This is a genomic window from Shinella sp. WSD5-1 (genome assembly GCF_963942435.1).
In the GTDB taxonomy this organism is placed as follows: Bacteria; Pseudomonadota; Alphaproteobacteria; order Rhizobiales; family Rhizobiaceae; genus Shinella; species Shinella yambaruensis.
Window position 1 is genome coordinate 24692 of the sequence record NZ_OZ012601.1, and the last position, 19062, is coordinate 43753.

Here is a 19062-nt window from a genome sequence, read left to right on the forward strand (position 1 = left end):
CGCACTTGGTGACAACTATAGAAAGAGGAACGATGCAGTACTTGATTGCTATCCACCACCCCGACGATTACGATCCGGCCGTCGAGGACAAGGAGATGACCCACGACATCGACGTGCTCAACGACGAGATGGTGGCTGCTGGTGTCAGGATTTTCGTTGGCGGACTGCAACCGCCGAGCACCGCAAGGTCGTTGCGCGCGCAGCCCGATGGCCAAGTCGTCGCATCCGATGGGCTGTATCTTCAGACCAAGGAGCATGTCGGCGGTTTTTGGGTACTGGAAGCCGCCGACCTGAACGAAGCGCTGGCGTGGGGGCGCAAGGCCGCCGTCGCTTGCCGGGCACCTGTCGAAGTGCGTCCGTTTCATTGACGGGAGGACAGAAAGTGGTTTCTACTAGCAGGGTAGTCGCTGTTGTTCCTTGTAACAACATTGAAGCATCATTGAATTTCTATGGGCTACTTGGGTTCAATCGAGACGAGAAATCATCTACAGATGACTATGCCATTCTTTCTGACGGCATGGGCGGATTTATTCATCTCAGTATAGCTCCCAAGGATTGGCTCGTTCCGGGAAGAAACCCATTTGGAATCTACATTTACACGCAGGATGTAGACAACATCGCTTCTAAACTAGGCGAGCGATTGGCGCATCAACCCAAAAAACAACCATGGGGAATGTATGAATTCGCCGTATCCGACCCCGACGAAAACCTCGTGCGAATAGGCTGCGAACTCTGACCAAGCTCCACATGCCGTAGCTGTCGCGCAACTCCCGAAACATGCGAGCAGGCTTTAGGAATTTCGCGAAAGGCAGTCGGCCAGAGTCGACTCCCTGCGGCATTGGTAAGACGCTTCTCATCGCGCTCATTCTGAACGCCTGGCGCAAGGCACGACCAGTCGCAGTCTGCCCTTGCTGGCAGGAGGAGACGAAGGGAAAGGCCAATAAAAATTGGCGCAACAACCGACTGAGATGCCATCGCCGGAAGGAGGTGAGATGCCACCCATCTGCAATTCCTTCTCTTACACATGGGGAACGACATGAAAAACTACAAACCCAAAGGCCATCCGGATGTATCCGTCTATCTCATGGCAAACGAAGCAGAGGCCGTCATTGATTTTGCCAAGCGTTTTCTTGGAGGGCAGGTATTGCGCGCCGAAGAACGCGCCGATGGAACGCTAAGCCATGGCGAAATCCAGATCGGCGACAGCGTCGTCATGATCTCGCAGGCGAATGAACAGTATCCGGGATTTCCCGTATGGCTGCATGTCTATGTGAAAGACGTTGATGCGACCTTCGAGCAAGCCAAAGCGGCAGGCGCCGCTGTTATCCAAGCACCGTCATCCAGCGGTGATGGTGATAGGCGAGCCGGCCTCCAGGACAGTTCTGGCAACATCTGGTGGGTATCGACAACTGAGACTTGATTGTTCCCGATAGCCGGCGGCGGTGATCCTCCATCGCTGATCGAAGGATTCAAAACGTGTTGTCGCACAAATCCCGAAACCTGCGTCATGTGGGTTCAAGGATTTGAGCGACAAGGCATAGCGGATTGACTTATCCCGCGTAAGCTTAGATACTTCGCTACATGGCGAAGCATCATATATCTAACATGGACCGGACATTTTGGGCGCTGGCAGATTCGACACGCCGGGGCGTCCTACAGCGTCTAATGGCAGAACCTGGGCTTTCGGTCAGCGAACTCGCACGGCCCTTTTCGCTAAAGCTTCCCGGTATGACGAAGCATTTGGACGTTCTGTCCGATGCCGGATTGATCACGCGAACCAAGTCCGGCCGCACCGTGGCGGTGAACCTCTCGGTCGCGCCGATGCGAGACGCAATAGCGTGGCTCAATCAGTATGAACGCTTCTGGACGGTAAGCCTAGATCGACTTGCTGCGCTCGTTGAAGAAGATGAAGAGCAATGACTGGCCACCTCCCGAGTGTAACGATTGTGCGCCGGATCAAGGCCGCGCCCGCCAAGGTCTGGGCGGCTATTACGAAGCCGGAGCTGATGATGCAGTGGTGGGGTCCCGATGCGGGACCGGCATCGCTGGTGACGTTCCGGCTTGAGCCGTTCGAAGGGGGAACCGTGCTGACCCTGACCCACGAGCACCTGCCCGACGAAGAGACCCGCACAAGTCACGAGCAGGGCTGGAGTGGCCTTCTCGACAAGCTTCCCGTGTTTCTTGGAGACTCCGAATGAGCGAGATAATCCTTACGACCTACGACTGGGTTCCTGAAATGCCGCGCGGCCTTGTGCGCGACCTGCGGGTGCGTTGGGCTCTGGAAGAGGGGTCGGAACAAGAACTGTTCCCGCAGACACGCTAAGGCCGAACGAACCACGAACGCGCGGGATTGATCTGTAGATGAACTGGACCGACCGGTTGAAAAGCCTCGGCTGTTGCCGACCAACTTCCCCTCGGAGATCACGAAGGGAGAATGTAGGTGGGGAGACGAAGGCTTATCAGTTATAACGAAGCAACGACACTGCTCGGAATAGCGTCCGACGAGGAAAGCCTTCTCCGGCACTTTACACTGGACCCGGCGGATCGTCTGGAATGCGAACTTCGCCGTCGGCCACAGAACAAGTTGGGCTTCGCGGTTCAACTCTGCACGATGCGCCAAACGAGTCGGCTCTTGTGGGACAATGAGCAGCCGCCCGGGCCGGCGATCAACTATCTGGCGGACCAGCTCGGCGTCGATGCGCGGCTCCACACCCTCTACGCAAGCCGTGTACAAACACGGTTCGATCACAGCCGAGCGTTGATGCGATATCTCGGCCTTCACGCTGCTACCAGAGAAGATCGCCGTGCCGCTCTTGTAGCCGCAATAGAAGCCGCAGCCAATGGCGATAAAGGGCTGCCCATCGCGGCAACGATCGTCAGTACATTTCGGAATCGGAGCGCGCTTCTCCCGTCTCTACATTCAATCGAGAAGATTGGGCTCGGAGGCCGTGCAATAGCTCGTCGACGGGCCGAAAGGGCATTGATCGAAGCAATGCCGCTTGCCACGCTCGAGGCATTGGATGGGCTGCTGGAGGTTGACCCGTCGATCGGCCAGACGCGCTTTCACTGGATGCGATCTGCGCCGGAAGCTCCAAGTGCTTCGAACCTGGTTGGGCTGACTGAGAGGATTGCCTTTCTGCGAGCGTTAGATATCGATCCCAGACTTCAGCAGCGCGTTTCTTCGGGTCGTTGGGACCAGATGATCCGTGAAGGCAACGCAACGCCGGCGTGGTTGGCTAATGACTTCAACGCCAACCGCCGTCGCGCCTTGATCGTGGCTCAAGTCATCAAGCTAGGCCAGAAGCTGACCGACGATGCGGTGACGATGTTCATCAAGCTGATGGGTAGGCTGTTCTCGCAGGCCAACAACCGGAAGAAGCAGCGGCACATGGACTCCCGGCCGGACGCCGCCAAGGCTCTGCGCATGTTCCTTGACACGATCACTGCCCTACAATCGGCGAACGAGTATGGCCGGAATGCATTGGAGGTTCTCGATCAGGAAGTAGGCTGGCATCGACTGTTGCGGATGAAGCCTAAGCTCGAGTCGATGGTCGAGGTCAACGAGGCATCGCGCCTGACGGTGGCGGCCGAGCAATATGCGACCGTCACTAAGTACGCTGGTGAACCGCACCGGGTTTGCCGGAGGCTCCAACTTCCAAATAGGATGGAGCCATGACGAGCAAAACGACGAACAAGTTTTCCCCTGAGGTGCGCGAGCGTGCCGTGCGGATGGTGTTGGATCACGAAGCTGATCATTCCTCCCGCTGGACTGCCTGCCAGTCGATCTCCGCCAAGATCGGCTGTTCGGCGCACACTCTACTGGATTGGGTAAAGAGGGCCGAGATCGATGCCGGCAGGAGGGCCGGCTTGCCGACGGACACGGCCGAGAAGATAAAGGCTCTTGAGCGGGAGAACCGTAACCGGACACACCGCAGTAGGACAAGATTGCTATGTTTTGCAGAGAGCGATCTGCTGGCAGAAGACTTCGACCGTGTTGGTGAGGTGGTCGATAAAATCTGCCAGCGATAAGGAAAGCGTGACCATCTGTTGCTGACATCGTCTATCATTTGAGGAGCCTCGGCCGTTTCTACGACCTGCGGCTTGAGACACTCCAATAGCGACTATGGGTCGGTCCGCGCTTTAGAATAAGGGATCTAGACCCTGTCGCCAATTTTGGCCTGACGGGGGTTTCCAGCTACGTCTTCATATGTCGTGCCTCAGCCGCGCTGCAAGCGCCGGGCACTGATGCCCAGCATGCTGGTGGTCTTCACCTTTCCGCCGACGCGCCTGAGGATGATGATTGCCGCGTCCGTGGCCAGCCCGGTGCCGATGGCAGCCAAATGACCCAATTGGAACGGCAGATAGCCCGGCTTGACCACGAGAAGCACTCCGATGAAGCCGATGACCACGGCGGTCCACCGCCGAACCGCGATGCTGAAGCCACAAATCGAGCTTTGCGAGGAGTTTCTTTATCCGTCTCAATGAGATAAGGGCCAACTTTAGATCAAGTGCGTCGTAGTACGGCGTGCACCTTGGGCTTGATCCAGCTATAGTGTAATTGTATGCTGGAAATATGTGCAACCCTGGTGTCTAGGCCGTGCGAAGCCAATCAGGCTCGAAAGTCGTTGCGGGTTGTTATCCGTTAAAGGCGGCGACTGTAGCCGCCGCTATTTGGCCCCTTGATACCATTTAGCATTTGGAGCTTTAGGTTCTATAATTTAACGTTACGCTACAGCCGACACCCCGCTTGCCTGAGCGTTTGGATTTCAATCACTTAGTAGACCAACTTGCGGGTCGACGGTTCGTGTCCCTTCAAGGCGGAGGCTTCGGCAGCTGGCGTCTCTATGCCGCGGTGGTGCTTTTCCGAAACGGAAGTCGCCCATTCGCGTCACGTAAACCGACCGTCAGGCGGTACGGCTTAGGAGAATAATCGCAAAGCAGACTGAGACCACCACCCTCGCGCTACCCTTTGCGCAGGCGTCGAAGGCGATCAGGTGCGCTGATCGAGTCTGTCGAGCACCATCGCTGCAAGTTCATCGCTGGTGTGTGCACCACTATCGAGAACACGGGTTGTGGACGGAAGCCGTTCCCTTGCGGCCAAGCATCGGGCGACATTCGCTAATCGCCACTCTCGAATCTCCGCATTCCGATTCGGGTCAGGATGCATGGTCTGGTTCGAGATCCGGTGACGCAATAGGTCCTCGTTAAGCATCAGAAAGATGTGCAGCAGCTGATCGTCGATCTGCCTTAACCCGTCGAGTATCTCAGTCAGATAGTCCGGGTGCACGAGCGTCATTGGGATGATGATGTCCTGCGAGTAATTCCTGCGAATCTCGCTGACCGCAGCGATCGTAAGTCCCCTCCACAAGGGGAGATCCTGATAGTCTCCGCTCGCTGGTATGGGGACCGTTTCTTTCACCACGAACCCGATTTCCTCAGGGTCAAAGATCAGCGATTTCGGACGCCGATCGCGCAGCCGCTCAGCGAGAGTCGTCTTTCCGGCGCCGAAAGGTCCGTTGATCCAGATTATCATTGTCGACGGCCTCTAACCGGAAGGCTCGCAAGAGCGCTGGGCGGCTTCGTGTGCTGGCACGATCGGAGTGGCTCCGAAGTGCTTCTCAAGATAGGTGACGCCGAACGTCACGATGTCCTGCGCGTCGAACAGGTAGCACTGAGCAAAGCCCACGACACCTTCTCGATGGCGACCGAGCTTCACGTAAGCATTTGCTATAGTTTCGACCGCATCCGGCTTTCCTTCGATAGCAAAGCAATCGAGAATGCCGTTTGAATCGTATTCTGATGCCGTTTTCCAGGCGACTTCACCGTTTCTTCCAAGCATCGGCATCTCATACGTCACCCATCGTTTGTTGGGGATATCCGCAACCGCCTCGGCGTAGTGCAATGCGGTAACGGAGTTTAGCGGCGCACCCAACAGCAGGGCCTTCCCGCCAAGGCGGACGAACCGCTCGACGGGCGACCCTTCCCCCAAGGCGTGACCGAGTTCGTGAGGCTCCGTCAGCGTTTCAGCTAGCGGACCAACCGCGACCATCGATGCATCGGGGTGCGCGCTGCGCCGCGCGCCGGGGGCTTGAACCAGAAATTGATTCAGCAGGCCGAACCCACGGTAAGTCCCGGCCGTTGCGGGATCGAACGGCGGCCAGGTACGGCGGGCTTTGTCATCCAACCGAGCGCCATTCAGAGTCTCCTCGTAGGGTGATCGGTCCCACGACGCGTATCCCATCACAGTGCCAGTCGGCCCAACCGCGGAGCGTAACGCGGCAACGACCGTCTCCGCTCCTCCTTCGACCGGACCAATCGCTTTAAGTGAGGCATGCACCATCAACAGGTCACCGGTTTGGACTCCGAGTTTTCGAATTGCCTCCGTTATTGCCTTCCGCGTATGCATCGCGATATCTCCTCTAAACTGCAAAACACTATACCTATCGAGATATCACTCTACCTCTCGCTGCTTGACCGAGGTGGAGGACCGTCGCCGTTGGTGGCTTTTTGGCCAAGCGTTTATCCGCGTCGTCTCGCCGCCCGCTCCGCCTCCGCGCGAATAGCAAGCAGCGAAGGACCAAGAAGCTCACGCGCATGAGCGACCGTTTCGGCGGATGCCGTGTTTAGCGAGCCGCTGTCAAAGGAGGCTTGGGATCGTATTCCATGATCAATTGCTGCAGGCGCGCGCGCTGCTCGCCACGTAGCTCTGCTGCGAGTTCAAGCCCAAAGTCGAGTCCTGCGGTAATCCCGCCGCCCGTAATTCGGTTTCGGTCCTTGACGACGCGATCACTAACGGGCGTCGCCCCGAACACTGGAAGCATGTCGAGCGTGCCCCAGTATGACGCCGCCTTGTAGCCTTTGAGGAGACCGGCAGCTCCGAGAAGGACGGAGCCGGTGCAAACGCTGGTGATGTATCGCGCACGTGATCCCCGATGAGACACGAAATCGAGAAGCCGATCATTCTGGAGCGCGGTGAATGTACCCTTCGGCCCGCCGGGAACAAAGAAGACATCCAGTTCGTCAGGACACTGTTCAAAAGTCATCGTCGGGACGATTGCCAGGTCGCTGTCCGACATCACCGGGCTTTGGCTCTCGGCGATCAGATGAACGACTGAATTCGGAAGTTTCGACATCACCAGCTGGGGCGCAACAAGGTCCAAGGCGGTCATGTTCGGGAAGAGCAGAAGCCCACAGGTCAAGGGCTTTTCGGAGTCGCGGGCGACCAGCTGCAATTGATCCTTCGCCGCGGTTTGCGCGGCCGAATCGCTGGTTAGTAGTGCACTGGTTGTAGCAAACGTTAGCGCAGAAAAGACTTCGCGGCGGGTGAAGTTCAGGTCTCGATCCATAGATGCCTCCGGTTTCGCCGGTAGTTTAGCGACCCCGGAGTCGTGTCGAATGACAAACCGGCATCAGTTTCGGCCAAGAGATCGTAGAGCTGTTTCGAATTCGGCCCGACAATTTGAGGTTTGCTGCTAACCTGCCGCCAGCGACTTTCTCCCATGGACGAAGAACCGACCGGCGGTGCCTCTGCCGATCGGTTCGTCACACGCGTTCGACATTTCCTACGTCAGTTGTAGGGCGACCAGCACTGTTCGCGCGGACCGTCGTACGGCTGATAGGTGTTATCGTACGCACGATATGACCGATAGTGATCGAAGCACCACTCGATATGGGCGGCGGTCAGACGGCGCGCCGGTGGCACGGGATGGGCCAGCGTTCGGCCGACGATCACGCCGGCAGCGAAGGCCGCGGGCGGAAACCAGTATCCTCGATAGAAGCGGTAGCCAGGACGCGCGACGACAACACCGCGATATCCATTATAGTAGTGGACGCCGCGGACCACGTAGAAGCCGTGCCGGTGGGCGACTTCTTGCACGGGGCCCTCACTCTCGATCGTTACCGACGATTGAACGAGAGGATTCGCCGATGCAGGAGCGGCATAGGAAAAAAGGAGGAGCGCTGCGGCGCCCATGGAGGCAATTGTCTTTCTCATCGCGTTGTGTGTCCTGTTCTTTGAAAGCCGAGGTGACGATTAGCGTTGACGAAGCGACCTGAGTTCGGAGAGCGAAAGCGAACGGTCGCCGTTTGCATCGGCGCGCTGAAGCCGATCGGGAATGAATTGAGCGAATTCCGCTCTCTTAATTCGGCCGTCGCCGTTCGCATCCATCCGGCGAGCCTGCGTTTCCAGACCTTCCGCCGTTGCCATCTGGAGCCTACCGCCCTCGCTCACGCGCTTAAGGGCGGCCTGCGCCTCTCCATTGTCGAGAACGCCATTTCGATTTGCGTCCAGCCGGTCGAACAAGGACGCACGCGCCGCCTGTATCTCGGTAAACTGAAGCGCTCGATCATCGTTTTGGTCCATTTGGCGGAAAGCCTGCCGGGCTCTTTGCCCGTCCGCCGCGCAAGCGCTGCCAGTCGCGAGGACAACCATCACGCAGGCCAGCAATTTCAACTTCATTATTCTCTCCCCTTCCTCGGGTGGGATTGGCATCAACGCGAGCTTCTACGCATGGGAACGGCAGCTCCTACGCGCCGCCGGGCATTTTTCTTTGCAACGGGCGTCCGTCGACGGCCACCGCCAAGACGTCAGGAATCCTTGATTGAGCGCGTAGGAGATGAGCCAGCAGTTCGTATTGGTTCACGTAGCTGCCCATCGGCAGACGAAACCAAAGAACCGAAGGAAGACACTCGATGAAAAAGGCTTCATACGCGCTGGTCTCAGCGCTGGTCGCCGCTCTCTCCCTGCCGGGGATCTCGGCTCACGCGCAAACGGTATCGCCGATTCTTCAGCGGCTCGATGCGAATAACGACGGCGCTGTCTCGCGCGACGAGATAGTCGCCGCGCGGGCGAAACTCTTCGCTCGCCTCGACGTGAATAGCGACGGCGTTATCGATCAAGACGAAACTGAAATGCTCCGCGATGCGATCATGGATCGCGCGACGGCCATGCAGGCGCGTCTCGGAAATCAGATGCGGCGGCTCGACACGAGCGGCGACGGAAAGGTGTCGAGGGACGAATTTCGTGCTCGCACGCTCTTCTTCGACCTTGCCGACCGGGATGGCGACGGGAAGCTGTCGGCCGCCGAGTTTCTCGTCATCCGCGGCATCATGTTCGACCGCTGAGGTTGACCGCAGCTCTGAGCAAGAATTGAATCAGTACTGAGGAGTTCAAGATGTTTATTTCCTGGAAGAGAACCTTCGCCGCGCTTGGTGTTGCCATGTTGCTTGGCGCGGCCCCGGCCATGTCGGCCGAATGGACGCGCGATACGCGGAATGGCGGCCAGATCACCCGTAGCGTGACGAGAGACGGCAACATCTATTCCGGCCAGACGACACGTGTCGGGCCGAATGGTGCGACCTACACGTCAAATTCGACCTGCCGCAACGGGTTCGTCGACCGGTGCCGGCGCAGCTATTCTGCGACCGGCCCGAACGGGCGGACCTACTCCGGGAACACCGTGACGGCGCGAGGCCCCCATGGCGTGCGGTCCATCGGTGTTCACACCGGCCCGCGCGGAAATGTCGGCATCGGCTTTCGCCGCCACTGGAGGTAAGTCCGCGTGAGCCAAGCGCGTGCCCAGGAAATCGCAAGACTGCCGGAGCGCCTCGACGACGAGGTGCTGCTCGCCCGCGTGGCTGCGGGCGAGCAGCTTGCCCTTCGGCAGCTGATAGACAGGCACGGACGCGGTCTACGCCTCTTCGCCGGGCGCTATCTTGGTAATTCCGATGAAGCCGAGGATGTCGTGCAGGACGTCTTCATTGCGGTCTGGAAGAATGCAAAGCGCTTCGATCGTTCGAAAGGACGCGCGACGACGTGGATCTACCGGATCGCTGCAAATCGATGCATCGACGTGAGGCGCTGGCGCAAGTTCCGCATATTCATCGGCTTTGAAGAGGCGCACGAACGATTTCCTTCGGAAGACCCCGATCTCGACTCGTGGATGGGCGCTCGGCAGGAGTTGGCCATCGTTCGCGCCGGCCTCGAAAAACTGCCGGAACGACAGCGAATGGCGCTGCTCCTTCGAGCAGTCGCCGACCTCGACGTTCCCGCGATTGCCGAAGTGATGGATGCAAGCGCCGGATCAGTAGAGCAACTGCTTGTCCGAGCGAGGCGAACGTTACGCGCCCAGCTTTCGGAGGTCGGGACGGCTGAACCACAAAATGAAAGGAAAACAAGATGAATAGGGGCGAATTTGAAGGTTTGAAAGTACGATTTGGAGCCGATGTCGCATCATGGCCGGCACCGTTTCGCCGCGAGGCGTTGCTGTTTCTAGCAACTGATCGACGCGATACGATCAGCGAAGGAGATCAACTCGACCGCCTCGTGCTTGAAGCAACGATCGAGCCGACTGACGAGCGTGTGCTTGCGCGCAATGTGCTGGCCAAAATCGCGCTGCCGAAGCGCCGACCCTTCAGTCTGCCGATCGGTCTCGGATCGTGGTCGATGCCGGCGGCACTTGTTCTTACAGTATCGGCGGTCGGTGGCTACGTGGCCGCCGGTGTGGAAACGCAGATATCGGACAATGCTCTCTTGGCGTTTGCTGTCGGTGTTCCGCCGTCAGAGCTTGCGGAGACCATTACGTTCACAAGAAGCAACGGAGGCCGCCTGTGAAACGATTTTCATGGCTGCGAGCGCTTCTGTTCGCCGTCTTCGCAGCGTCGCTGGTCGGAAACTTCTTCTCGCTCGGGTACGTAGTGAAAAGCCAGCGTGACGCGCCGGCGATGTCTATCCTCGCCGAGAGTGCGTTCTCAGCTTACCCTGACGAGGTCCGCTCCGAATTCCGACGATTGCTCCGCGAGAACAGACCGCGGACTGTCGCGGCGCTCGGCAAGCTGAGAGAGGCGCGTCGCGAATTGGCGTCGGTCGCCGGTTCGTCCCCGCTCAACGAGGCGGATGTGACGAAGGCGATGACCGACGTGCGCAACGCGACAGATGCGCTCCAGCGCCTGATGCAGGACCTGCTTTTGGAGGCACTTCGCTCGACGGAACGCACAAGGTCGTCCTGATTGATTTAGAGTTGGACGCGCATCCGAGGGCGATATCTTCGTCCGGAAGGAGGCAGGTTTCCCTATCGAACCGAGGAATACTTCAGTCGTTTTCTGCATGTTGGATATAGGTGGGCGCGCTTGTCTTTGAGACGCCCGAACATGATCTCGATCCGGTTGCGCCGTTTGTAGCGGCGTTTGTCGTATTTGATGGTCTTCTTGCGGGATTTTCGACCTGGAATGCAGGGAGTGATCCCCTTCGCCTGTAAAGCGTCACGATACCAGTCGGCATCATAGCCACGGTCGGCCAGCAACCATTTGGCCTTGGGAAGTTCATCAAGCAAGGCGGCAGCACCGGTGTAATCGCTGACCTGGCCTGCCGTTATGAAGAAGCTGATCGGGCGACCACTCGCATCCGTTACGGCATGAAGCTTGGTGTTCATGCCGCCTTTCGTGCGTCCAATCAGGCGGCCCGCGCCCCCTTTTTTACCCGCAAGCTGGAAGCCGTGCGGTGGGCCTTGAGATAGGTCGCATCGATCATGATGGTCTTGTGCTCTGCGGCTTCAGGCACGGCCAGACCTTCCATCATCTGGATAAATACGCCCTTGTCGCCCCAGCGTTTCCAGCGGTTATAAAGCGTCTTCGCCGGGCCATATTCCTTCGGCGCATCACGCGAACGCAGCCCGTTGCGGTTGACGAAGATGATGCCGCTCAGAACGCGTCGATCATCAACGCGCTGGCGGCCATGGCTCTTGGGGAAATAGGGCTGAAGACGAGCCATTTGCTCGTCCGTCAGCCAAAACAAATTACTCATCAGTCGGGCTCCTATACGCCCATCTGAATCACAGCCGTCAGTTCAAATCAATGGGTCCTGACCCTAGCAGCATGGGCAAGAGCTCTCACCGCCGCCCCTATCATGCTGGTCGGCACCGACGAAGGGGGCAACTTCCAGGCGGGAACCGAGAAATCAATGCCAGGTGGCCTTCCCCCGACCGTGAGAAATTGTCCGGTGGCCCGCTGCTGCGCCTGACGCACTCGGCGGTCTCCTTTCGCAATTACGGGCCATCGTTCGCATGGCGCTCCATGAGGAGGCAGTTGCCCCACTCGGTCATGCTTTCTCTAAAAGGTACGAAGCCGGCCTTCTCGTAACTGTGAATTGCGCGGGTGTTGGTGGGATGAGGGTCGGTTCCGACTGACGGTACGCCGCGTGAAAACAATAGATCGACGTGAGATCGGATGAATGCCGAGCCATGACCTCGACCGATCATATCTGGCACGCCGATGAACTGGTCGATGCCACGTGCCCCCGGCGGCAGATGACTAAAATGGTGACCGGCCCAAGCGTGAGGATCGTAGTCCTGGATGAACGCAAATGCCGCTCCTCGGTAGGATACGATCCACATCGCGACATTTGTGTTGCTCAGATCATGCTTATCGATTGAAGAGGGATGGCCATTAGCATCGACCCACCATTGCCGAACGGCAGGCGTCTCGACCCATCGTTGGACCATCGGCAGGTCATCTATCAGCATTCTGCGAAATCGGTAATCGCTCATCGTGAACACAGTCATCAAAACAGCAGCTTCCTCCAATCCACACACTCGGGGCGACGCTAGATCTGCAAACTCAGTTCCGACAGTTACCGCGATGATCTCCGAAACGACAGCGCGCTCCTTTCGAGCATAGCTAAGCCAGCCCGAGAGACGATGACAATTCGTCATCGATTCCTCGTTGAGTGACGATCCGGCTGTAGTGTCCAGGCAAAAGGGATCTATCGCGAAGTCGTTGTGCGATTGATGCGAAGAAGGATCGCCCTCGATCAGTCAAGATGAGACGCTCACTAAGCTCGTACTCAGGTTGTATGAACAGGCGAAAGTGAAGCCCCTGCCGGTTCCGCCGCGCGCGGGTCAAAGCAATCGTCATCTCGCTCGGAACCGAGTCGTAAACGCCTTCCAGGATTTCGACCCAGGCATGCTTTCCGCCTTTGTCGATGTGATGGCCCGTCACTCGAAACAGAGCTATGCGACCTGTTTTCAGTCGATAGGAAAGCACGCTGCCGACGTCCCATTTGTTCGTATGCACCACTCGCCGCACGATGCGGCGCGGCTTGCGTTGGGGCCCTAGCAATCGTGCCTTCAGATCTCTGAGCACGGATTGACGTTTCGAGCGGAGTTTCGGTTGGTCAAAAATCGCTGGGGCTCTTCGCCGGCGTCGATGATGTCGATCGCCCTCTGGCGAACGTCCGCAACAAGTCGACCGTTGCTAAACTGGGTTGCCGCCAGTGCGATCCAAAAAATTGAATACTCGTCTGGATCGAACCCAGGCGTGCCCCATTGTCGTACAAGCTCCGCCGTTGCTTCCTCGTCGGAGAATCCGTCGGCGATCAAGTCCACGAAAGCATCGCGTACTTCGCAGGCGGTGTCATCCTGGAACAATCCCACTCCCCAAGCGCCCACTTATTGCCCTCAGCTATCTGCGACCACGCGATTGGCGTCCACCGTGAACATTCTGGGGTCAGCTCGCCTGACACCCTATTGGTAATTCTATACGGTAGCGTATATTGACATCAAGTGCCCCTTTAGATGGGGCTGAGGGTCGGCGTGTGTCGCAAGCAGGCTGGCTTTCGGACGTACGCGAAAGGAGTTTGCCGGGGTGGCAAGGTCGTCAACAATCTTGATCGTGGGAGGCTACGGCCATGTCGGGCGGCGGATCGCCGCAGATCTGCATGGCCTTGGCCATCGGTCCATTCGCCTTGCTGGCAGAGACTTTAGCAAGGCGGCGATTGCGGCTTCGGAACTGAGGTGCGAGGCGGCTCATATCGACCTGTCATGTTCCGAGACCTGGGACGCGGCGGTCGCGGATATTGGCACCGTGATAGTATGCGTTGATCAACAAGCAGTCGATTTTCCCAAGTTTGTTCTCGAGCGTGGCCTGATCTATGTCGACGTTACCGCAAGCGATTCATTTTTTCGCGACGTCGAGCAACTTAACCTTCTGGCGCTTGAACGAGGTGGCAGCGCGATCCTTTCAGTTGGCTTGGCACCGGGCTTGACCAATCTACTCGTAAAGGCTTGTGCGGTTCAGATGGATCAGCCCGAGACCGCGCGCATCGGCGTTGTTCTAGGCGTCGGTGATATGCACGGACCCGTGGCTCTCGACTGGACGTTCGCGCAGGTCGCCTTACCCGAGGCGCAAAGCGCGCCTTTTGTGGACATCGCCTTTGGAACACCACGCCGCAACGCCCCGGCCCTTCCTCTTGAGTTTGCCGATCAACACGTCGTGAGGCGAACGCTGGGCCTGAATGGAGCCACAACACTATTGGCGTTCGATCCGCCTTGGCAGAGCGGTCCCATACTGCGCATGATGCGGTTTGTTGCTGTACGTCCGCGGTTGAGGGGGATCGCGAAACGGCTGATGCGCCTCGTGCATCTCGGCAGCGATCGGGTGTCTCTCGTCGTCGAAGTCCATGGACGGCACAGGGGTGAGCCTGTCACCCTCGAATTGTTATTGATGGGTCGCTGCGAGGCCGATATCACAGCCTATGTCGCAGCACTGCTCGTTGATCAGCTCGGAAAAATCGCATTGGCGCCTGGCGTCCACCATATCGAGCAAGTCATCTCGATCGAACATATCGTTCAGGCGCTGGAGCAGCGTGACATAGCCGTGAAGGTGCCGACCAGCGTTGCACATTTGGGGCCGCCTAGCTCGAACGGCGGTTCAGTCCGAAAAATTTAGTAACATTCCGATCGACTATCCGGCTTGCGCAGCAAGATCGCGGACAACGCGGGGGTGATTGGACGCTTCGGCAGTCGCTCGCTTGAGACCAATCTCCGCAGAATGGGCGGGTATCGGGCGACCAAACCGCTCTCTGTAGGCGCTAGGTGGGATAGCGAGGCGGCGGACAAATGCACGCCGCATCCGCTCTTCATCACCAAATCCGCATATGTCCGCTATGCGCTTGATGTCGCTGTCTCCGTTCTCCAGATGGCGGCAAGCAGCTTCGACGCGCAGTTCCTGGACGAGTCTCGCGGGTGTGCCACCGTGCCATCGTGAAAAGTTGCGGGCAAAAGTCCTCTGACTCATTCCTACGACCTTTGCCAGCCCATCAACGCTGAGATCGGCGTTCAGATTGTTCATGATCCATGTCGGAAGATCGGCAAGCTTGGCGGCCGGAGGGGTAGTGCCGAGGCGGGTTTGCGCGTCGAGCGCGCTGTTGAACTGCGCCTGTCCGCCCGGCCTATGGAGGAAAACCACCAGTTCCTTCGCCACGGCCAGACTGACTCGCCGGCCATGATCGTCCTCGATAAGGGCGAGCGCGAGGTCGATGCCGGCCGTCATTCCCGCCGAGGTCCAGATCGCACCGTCTCGCAGATAGATGGGATCGAGTTCGACGAGCACGTTTGGGTGCTTGGCCTTTAGGCGCTCGACTTCGCACCAATGCGTCACGGCGCGGTGTCCGTCGAGCAGCCCGGCCGCAGCGAGAAGAAAAGCGCCGTTGCAAATGCTGCAAGTGCGCCGCGCGGTCGTCGATACCTTGTAGATCCATTGAACAAGCGGCGCATCGGCGGTGAACGCCCAGGCGTTCAAGCCGCCAATCACGACGAGCGTGTCAAGCGTGTTCGGATCGAGCGATTCCAGACTTTGCGTAGCGACAGACAAGCCGCAGCTTGTCCGCACCAGCCCTCCGGCCTCCGAGAGGAAAACGAGATCGTATCGCCCTTCGAGCTGCGAGAGCACATGATTTGCAACGCTGAAGGCTTCCGCCGGGCCGTTGAGGTTCAACGACAGCGCCTGATCGAACAGAACGAAACCGATGGTGCGTCGGACCACGCGCGCCTCCTTTGGCAGAGAACGAGGGGTCCATGTCATATATGACAATGCGCCGTTTGGGTAGTTTCCTTGAAAACGTTTCGAGGACGACGCCAGAATGGATACAGATACGGTAAGCATTACCAAGGATCAGAGACTGCCACTGGGGCTGTTGTCGATCCTGACACTCACGCTCTGCGCCTTTTCGGTTACGACAGCGGAGTTCGTTATTGCGGGCATCCTGCCGCAGGTTGCAGCGGGCCTAGGGGTTTCAGTTCCAGCGGCAGGCCATCTTGTAACCGCCTATGCAATCGGAATGATCGTAGGCGGTCCCCTGGTAACGCTGCTGACGGTCTCCGTCCCGCGCAAACCGTTGATGGTGGCGCTCCTCCTCGTGTTCGCTGCGGGAAACGCATTCGCCGCGATTGCCCCGACCTACAGCAGCCTGCTTGCGGCGCGGCTCCTGGGCGGATCGGTCGTGGGCACTTTCTTTGCGTTGGCGATTGTCGTCGCGGCGTCGCTTGCCGCACCCGGCAAACAGGCATCGGCCATCGCGAAAGTCGCGTTCGGCTTCAATCTGGCGATGATCCTCGGCGCACCGCTTGGAACATTGATCGGCCAGCAGTTCGGCTGGCGCTCGACCTTCATCGCTATCGCAATTCTTGCCGCCATAGCGGTGGCGTTTCTCATAAAACTGGTGCCGGTTCGAAGAACCAATACCCCGGGGTCGATTGCCCGCGAGCTTCGCGTTCTCAAAAATCGCGATCTACAGCTTGCGCTCGCCACGACTGCCGTGGGGAACGCAGGCGTTTTGATGGCTTTTGTCTATCTCGCGCCACTTCTAACCAACATCAGCGGCTTTTCTCACGAAAGCGTGCCGGCGCTGCTTTTGCTCTACGGCGTGGGCGCAACGCTGGGAAACCTTGTCGGTGGATGGCTGTCGGATCGGGCATTGATGCCGTCCATGATAGGTCTGCTGTTCGGCCTCGCCGTTGCGCTTGCGTTGTTCTGGCTCATCGGCGCCATCCAGTTTGCCGCGCTATTGATGATATTCGTGATCGGGGCGCTTGCCTTCGCCATCATCCCCGGAATGCAGACCAAGGTTCTGATTGCTGCTCAGGAGGCGCCGACACTTGGGATCGCCATCAACGCCTCCGGCTTTCAGGCCGCTGCTGCGCTGGCAGCATGGACTGGCGGCGAGATCATCAAGGGCAGCATGGGGCTTCCCTCACTTCCTCTGATCGGGGCCGTTGTGACCGTCGCGGGCGCAATTTTGGCGATCATGCTGCTCAGGCGAAGAGGTGGTTAGCGAATGCGGCGGCGGCGTGGATCATCTCTGCCATGCCGTGAGGACCGCTGGCATGCAGGCATTCCGGGCCTCCGGCCTCAATCTCGTCGTAGCGCCATAGCCTACTGGAATACCGTCTGTTCCAGGCGAGGATACCCAGGAGGATGAAACGTCGTGTTTACCGGCTCGACGTGGCGGTCGTCGCGTGCGAGCCCGATATGATCGTGCAACACAAGTCACCATTTCAGCGAGAAATGGAGCTCATGATTTGCCACCTTTCGCCACCACAGGCTTTAACCTGAACCGTTCTACTCGGCTTCGGGTGCCGCAACTCGCATCCGAACACCACCGCCGATGCCCGCCTCGAGAGGTATCCAAGAAAAGCCAGCCGCAGTTCGGGCCGGGGCATTCACGTACGGCTCGGCGGCCCTCGCGACCTGTCAGGAAATCGGCGCCCTCGAAGGCCAGGCGGTGCGCTATGGCATCCAGGTTGTCTGCCTCGACCCACGCCCATTTCAGCCCATCGCCGTCACAGGCGAGCATTCGCATCGGAAGGGCGAGATGCACGGCCTCGGCGACCGTGCTCAATGCGGCTTTCGGAACAAGGGCGCCTGTGGCCTCCGCCCGGAGCACGGAGTAGAGCGCTTCGCGCAACTCCCTCGCAAATTCGAGCGCCTCCTTGGCCTTATCGGGATGGCGCAAGGCCTCGGCCAGCAGCGCACGCCCAAAGATACCGTCAATTACTTCCGCGCGCAGCGCCCATGCCACGAGATCGGCATAGGCGACCAGAAGATCGGGCCCCCAACGGTCGCCACGAGAGTCGACGGTGTTGACGAAGTCAAGGCAAGGGTGTCCGCCCACCATCCGCATTTCGGCAACTGTCTTCATGTCTTCCATTGTTGAAAGATCGGCTGATGGAACCGAATTGACAAGATGGCGCTGTAACGGGATAACGTTTATTAAGGCGTTACACATTTGGGCCGTGTCGGTCAGGAGGGAGCGGCCCCATGAATCGCAACGCAGTGAAATTTCTTGTCCTGTGCCTGATTTGGGGGAAAACATGGATCGGCATTAAGGCCGGCGTTGCCGCAGTGCCGCCGCTGATGTTCGCCGGTACGCGCTTTTCCGTTGCCGGCGCGCTGATTTTAGCAGGATTACGGCTTCAGACCTCACTGCCGCGCGTAAGCCGAGATGATTGGCCGAGACTGTGCTTCGTCACCTTGCTGATGATCCCCCTGTGCTACGGACCTCTCTTTTGGGGCATGCTCTATGTGGATTCCGGCATGGCCGCGGTGCTTGAGCTGTCGTTGACGCCCATAGCGCTCCTATGTTTTGCGCTTCTCCTCCGGGACGAGCGATTCAACGGACGCAGACTATTCGCAATCGCGCTAGGTGTCGCGGGACTTTGCATTCTCTTCGGCCCGGAAGCCTATGCGGGCTGGAGGCTGGACGGGGACGATAACGCCACCGTGCGGCTCGTCGCGGCTTTTGCGGTAGCATCGGCCGCAGTGATCTATGCGTGGGGCTCGGTGCTTGCTCGGCCGCTTTTAGCAACTTACTCGGCCGGTTTCCTCGCGGGATGGACGACGCTGTTCGGTGGCCTGGTGCTCATTGTCGCGTCCCTCGCCATCGAACCGGGCGCCATTTCGGCGCTACATGGCAACTGGGGTTGGGCGGCTTGGGCTGGCTGGCTATTTCTCGTGCTATTTGGGTCTCTGATCGGCTACACGCTTTTCATGCGGCTTCTTCGGGATGTCGGTGCTTCGCGCGCCGGGTCATATGCCTTCGTGTCGCCGGTGATTGCAGTCCTGCTCGGTATTGTCACCTACGGCGAACAGGTCACGCTGGTCGACGTGGTTGCCATGGTGGTGATGCTTGTTGCGGCGTATCTCGCAATGCATGAACCAGGCCCAGAACACACGGCAACCGAGGCGAAGCCGATTTGACGGAAGCAAGTCAGCGCTCGCACGCCACAGCCG

The 19062-nt window shown here is 58.6% G+C and carries 24 protein-coding genes and 3 pseudogenes; 16 read left to right on the forward strand and 11 right to left on the reverse strand.

All coding sequences use genetic code 11. The features are described from left to right. Window positions 1-32 precede the first annotated feature (32 nt). The 8 genes and pseudogenes from AABQ55_RS32180 to AABQ55_RS32215 all read left to right on the forward strand — a co-directional run. On the forward strand, window positions 33-368 hold the full coding sequence (locus tag AABQ55_RS32180) for a YciI family protein (protein WP_272809042.1): 336 nt from the start codon (window positions 33-35) through the stop codon (window positions 366-368). A 14-nt stretch (window positions 369-382) separates the two neighbouring features. Continuing rightward, a complete protein-coding gene (locus tag AABQ55_RS32185; protein ID WP_272809043.1) occupies window positions 383-736 on the forward strand; it encodes a VOC family protein in 354 nt (117 codons plus the stop codon). 300 nt (window positions 737-1036) lie between these two features. After that, window positions 1037-1420, forward strand: coding sequence for a VOC family protein (locus tag AABQ55_RS32190; protein ID WP_216333595.1), 384 nt, complete (start codon window positions 1037-1039; stop codon window positions 1418-1420). A gap of 161 nt (window positions 1421-1581) precedes the next feature. Beyond that, a complete protein-coding gene (locus AABQ55_RS32195; protein ID WP_272809044.1) occupies window positions 1582-1920 on the forward strand; it encodes an ArsR/SmtB family transcription factor in 339 nt (112 codons plus the stop codon). Further along, window positions 1917-2198, forward strand: a complete 282-nt coding sequence (locus AABQ55_RS32200) for an SRPBCC family protein (protein ID WP_272809045.1) — start codon at window positions 1917-1919, stop codon at window positions 2196-2198. The genes AABQ55_RS32195 and AABQ55_RS32200 overlap by 4 nt, the downstream gene beginning before the upstream one ends. Further along, window positions 2195-2287, forward strand: a pseudogene (locus tag AABQ55_RS32205) (glutathione S-transferase family protein); the annotation flags it as partial. The gene AABQ55_RS32200 and the pseudogene AABQ55_RS32205, both read left to right, overlap by 4 nt. Before the next feature lie 153 nt (window positions 2288-2440). Next, window positions 2441-3622 (forward strand): annotated as a pseudogene (locus AABQ55_RS32210) (DUF4158 domain-containing protein); the annotation flags it as partial. Between the two features lie 50 nt (window positions 3623-3672). Continuing rightward, window positions 3673-3918, forward strand: a pseudogene (locus AABQ55_RS32215) (transposase); the annotation flags it as partial. 299 nt (window positions 3919-4217) lie between these two features. Here the strand turns inward: AABQ55_RS32215 and AABQ55_RS32220 are convergent. The 6 genes from AABQ55_RS32220 to AABQ55_RS32245 form a co-directional block, all read right to left on the reverse strand. Continuing rightward, window positions 4218-4409, reverse strand: a complete 192-nt coding sequence (locus tag AABQ55_RS32220) for a hypothetical protein (RefSeq protein ID WP_040234282.1) — start codon at window positions 4407-4409, stop codon at window positions 4218-4220. A 581-nt stretch (window positions 4410-4990) separates the two neighbouring features. Next, window positions 4991-5533, reverse strand: a complete 543-nt coding sequence (locus AABQ55_RS32225) for an AAA family ATPase (RefSeq protein WP_002063889.1) — start codon at window positions 5531-5533, stop codon at window positions 4991-4993. Window positions 5534-5545: 12 nt separating this feature from the next. Further along, window positions 5546-6406 carry an aminoglycoside N-acetyltransferase AAC(3)-IIe gene (gene aac(3)-IIe, locus AABQ55_RS32230; protein ID WP_000557452.1) on the reverse strand — a complete coding sequence of 287 codons (861 nt, stop codon included), beginning with the start codon at window positions 6404-6406 and terminating at the stop codon, window positions 5546-5548. Between the two features lie 217 nt (window positions 6407-6623). Then, complete coding sequence (locus AABQ55_RS32235; RefSeq protein ID WP_272809046.1) at window positions 6624-7346, reverse strand: DJ-1/PfpI family protein; 723 nt, start codon at window positions 7344-7346, stop codon at window positions 6624-6626. A gap of 221 nt (window positions 7347-7567) precedes the next feature. After that, window positions 7568-7993, reverse strand: coding sequence for a BA14K family protein (locus tag AABQ55_RS32240; RefSeq protein ID WP_216562441.1), 426 nt, complete (start codon window positions 7991-7993; stop codon window positions 7568-7570). A 39-nt stretch (window positions 7994-8032) separates the two neighbouring features. Next, a complete protein-coding gene (locus AABQ55_RS32245) occupies window positions 8033-8458 on the reverse strand; it encodes an EF-hand domain-containing protein (RefSeq protein ID WP_216562438.1) in 426 nt (141 codons plus the stop codon). A gap of 233 nt (window positions 8459-8691) precedes the next feature. On the opposite strand from AABQ55_RS32245, the gene AABQ55_RS32250 reads away from it, so the two are divergent. The 5 genes from AABQ55_RS32250 to AABQ55_RS32270 are packed head-to-tail and all read left to right on the forward strand — an operon-like array spanning window position 8692 to window position 11007. Beyond that, complete coding sequence (locus tag AABQ55_RS32250) at window positions 8692-9123, forward strand: EF-hand domain-containing protein (RefSeq protein ID WP_272809047.1); 432 nt, start codon at window positions 8692-8694, stop codon at window positions 9121-9123. A gap of 50 nt (window positions 9124-9173) precedes the next feature. After that, window positions 9174-9554 (forward strand): hypothetical protein, encoded by a 381-nt coding sequence (locus AABQ55_RS32255; protein ID WP_272809048.1) that lies wholly within the window; start codon window positions 9174-9176, stop codon window positions 9552-9554. Window positions 9555-9560: 6 nt separating this feature from the next. Continuing rightward, a complete protein-coding gene (locus AABQ55_RS32260; RefSeq protein ID WP_272809049.1) occupies window positions 9561-10181 on the forward strand; it encodes an RNA polymerase sigma factor in 621 nt (206 codons plus the stop codon). Next, the gene (locus tag AABQ55_RS32265) at window positions 10178-10612 is read left to right on the forward strand and encodes a hypothetical protein (protein WP_272809050.1); all 435 of its coding nucleotides are present in this window, start codon (window positions 10178-10180) and stop codon (window positions 10610-10612) included. Before AABQ55_RS32260 ends, AABQ55_RS32265 begins: the two co-directional genes overlap by 4 nt. Then, window positions 10609-11007, forward strand: a complete 399-nt coding sequence (locus tag AABQ55_RS32270; RefSeq protein ID WP_021263991.1) for a periplasmic heavy metal sensor — start codon at window positions 10609-10611, stop codon at window positions 11005-11007. Before AABQ55_RS32265 ends, AABQ55_RS32270 begins: the two co-directional genes overlap by 4 nt. 62 nt (window positions 11008-11069) lie before the next feature. On the opposite strand, the gene AABQ55_RS32275 is transcribed toward AABQ55_RS32270, so the two are convergent. From AABQ55_RS32275 to AABQ55_RS32285, 3 genes are all read right to left on the reverse strand, one after another. Then, window positions 11070-11800, reverse strand: a protein-coding gene (locus AABQ55_RS32275; RefSeq protein WP_443021287.1) for an IS5 family transposase whose coding sequence is annotated in 2 segments (ribosomal slippage) — window positions 11070-11476 and window positions 11476-11800 — 732 coding nt in all. Because the reading frame shifts where the segments join, the coding sequence is not laid out codon by codon here. Window positions 11801-12041: 241 nt separating this feature from the next. Continuing rightward, window positions 12042-12557, reverse strand: a complete 516-nt coding sequence (locus AABQ55_RS32280; RefSeq protein WP_336314409.1) for a GNAT family N-acetyltransferase — start codon at window positions 12555-12557, stop codon at window positions 12042-12044. Window positions 12558-13121: 564 nt separating this feature from the next. Continuing rightward, on the reverse strand, window positions 13122-13421 hold the full coding sequence (locus AABQ55_RS32285; RefSeq protein WP_272809051.1) for a hypothetical protein: 300 nt from the start codon (window positions 13419-13421) through the stop codon (window positions 13122-13124). A gap of 217 nt (window positions 13422-13638) precedes the next feature. Between AABQ55_RS32285 and AABQ55_RS32290 the strand changes: the two genes are divergently transcribed. Then, entirely contained in the window at window positions 13639-14721 is a 1083-nt protein-coding gene (locus AABQ55_RS32290; RefSeq protein ID WP_272809052.1) for a hypothetical protein, read from the forward strand. Between the two features lie 15 nt (window positions 14722-14736). Here the strand turns inward: AABQ55_RS32290 and AABQ55_RS32295 are convergent, their stop codons facing one another. Next, the gene (locus AABQ55_RS32295) at window positions 14737-15816 is read right to left on the reverse strand and encodes a GlxA family transcriptional regulator (RefSeq protein ID WP_272809053.1); all 1080 of its coding nucleotides are present in this window, start codon (window positions 15814-15816) and stop codon (window positions 14737-14739) included. Between the two features lie 97 nt (window positions 15817-15913). Here AABQ55_RS32295 and AABQ55_RS32300 point away from each other — a divergent pair, with 97 nt between their 5' ends. After that, window positions 15914-17104, forward strand: coding sequence for an MFS transporter (locus tag AABQ55_RS32300; RefSeq protein ID WP_272809054.1), 1191 nt, complete (start codon window positions 15914-15916; stop codon window positions 17102-17104). A gap of 240 nt (window positions 17105-17344) precedes the next feature. On the opposite strand, the gene AABQ55_RS32305 is transcribed toward AABQ55_RS32300, so the two are convergent. After that, the gene (locus tag AABQ55_RS32305) at window positions 17345-17971 is read right to left on the reverse strand and encodes a CGNR zinc finger domain-containing protein (protein WP_272809055.1); all 627 of its coding nucleotides are present in this window, start codon (window positions 17969-17971) and stop codon (window positions 17345-17347) included. A gap of 119 nt (window positions 17972-18090) precedes the next feature. On the opposite strand from AABQ55_RS32305, the gene AABQ55_RS32310 reads away from it, so the two are divergent. Further along, window positions 18091-19029, forward strand: coding sequence for a DMT family transporter (locus tag AABQ55_RS32310; RefSeq protein WP_272809056.1), 939 nt, complete (start codon window positions 18091-18093; stop codon window positions 19027-19029). Window positions 19030-19062: the final 33 nt, after the last annotated feature.

Bases quoted from the DNA above. Each gene is read 5' to 3' on its own strand.
- AABQ55_RS32305 (WP_272809055.1), bottom strand. From the start codon at position 17,971: ATGAAGACAGTTGCCGAAATGCGGATGGTGGGCGGACACCCTTGCCTT.
- AABQ55_RS32280 (WP_336314409.1), bottom strand. From the start codon at position 12,557: ATGACTGTGTTCACGATGAGCGATTACCGATTTCGCAGAATGCTGATA.
- AABQ55_RS32245 (WP_216562438.1), bottom strand. From the start codon at position 8,458: ATGAAGTTGAAATTGCTGGCCTGCGTGATGGTTGTCCTCGCGACTGGC.
- AABQ55_RS32225 (WP_002063889.1), bottom strand. From the start codon at position 5,533: ATGATAATCTGGATCAACGGACCTTTCGGCGCCGGAAAGACGACTCTC.
- AABQ55_RS32195 (WP_272809044.1), top strand. From the start codon at position 1,582: ATGGCGAAGCATCATATATCTAACATGGACCGGACATTTTGGGCGCTG.
- AABQ55_RS32250 (WP_272809047.1), top strand. From the start codon at position 8,692: ATGAAAAAGGCTTCATACGCGCTGGTCTCAGCGCTGGTCGCCGCTCTC.
- AABQ55_RS32310 (WP_272809056.1), top strand. From the start codon at position 18,091: ATGAATCGCAACGCAGTGAAATTTCTTGTCCTGTGCCTGATTTGGGGG.
- AABQ55_RS32180 (WP_272809042.1), top strand. From the start codon at position 33: ATGCAGTACTTGATTGCTATCCACCACCCCGACGATTACGATCCGGCC.
- AABQ55_RS32300 (WP_272809054.1), top strand. From the start codon at position 15,914: ATGGATACAGATACGGTAAGCATTACCAAGGATCAGAGACTGCCACTG.
- AABQ55_RS32240 (WP_216562441.1), bottom strand. From the start codon at position 7,993: ATGAGAAAGACAATTGCCTCCATGGGCGCCGCAGCGCTCCTCCTTTTT.
- AABQ55_RS32255 (WP_272809048.1), top strand. From the start codon at position 9,174: ATGTTTATTTCCTGGAAGAGAACCTTCGCCGCGCTTGGTGTTGCCATG.
- AABQ55_RS32265 (WP_272809050.1), top strand. From the start codon at position 10,178: ATGAATAGGGGCGAATTTGAAGGTTTGAAAGTACGATTTGGAGCCGAT.
- AABQ55_RS32200 (WP_272809045.1), top strand. From the start codon at position 1,917: ATGACTGGCCACCTCCCGAGTGTAACGATTGTGCGCCGGATCAAGGCC.
- AABQ55_RS32190 (WP_216333595.1), top strand. From the start codon at position 1,037: ATGAAAAACTACAAACCCAAAGGCCATCCGGATGTATCCGTCTATCTC.
- AABQ55_RS32235 (WP_272809046.1), bottom strand. From the start codon at position 7,346: ATGGATCGAGACCTGAACTTCACCCGCCGCGAAGTCTTTTCTGCGCTA.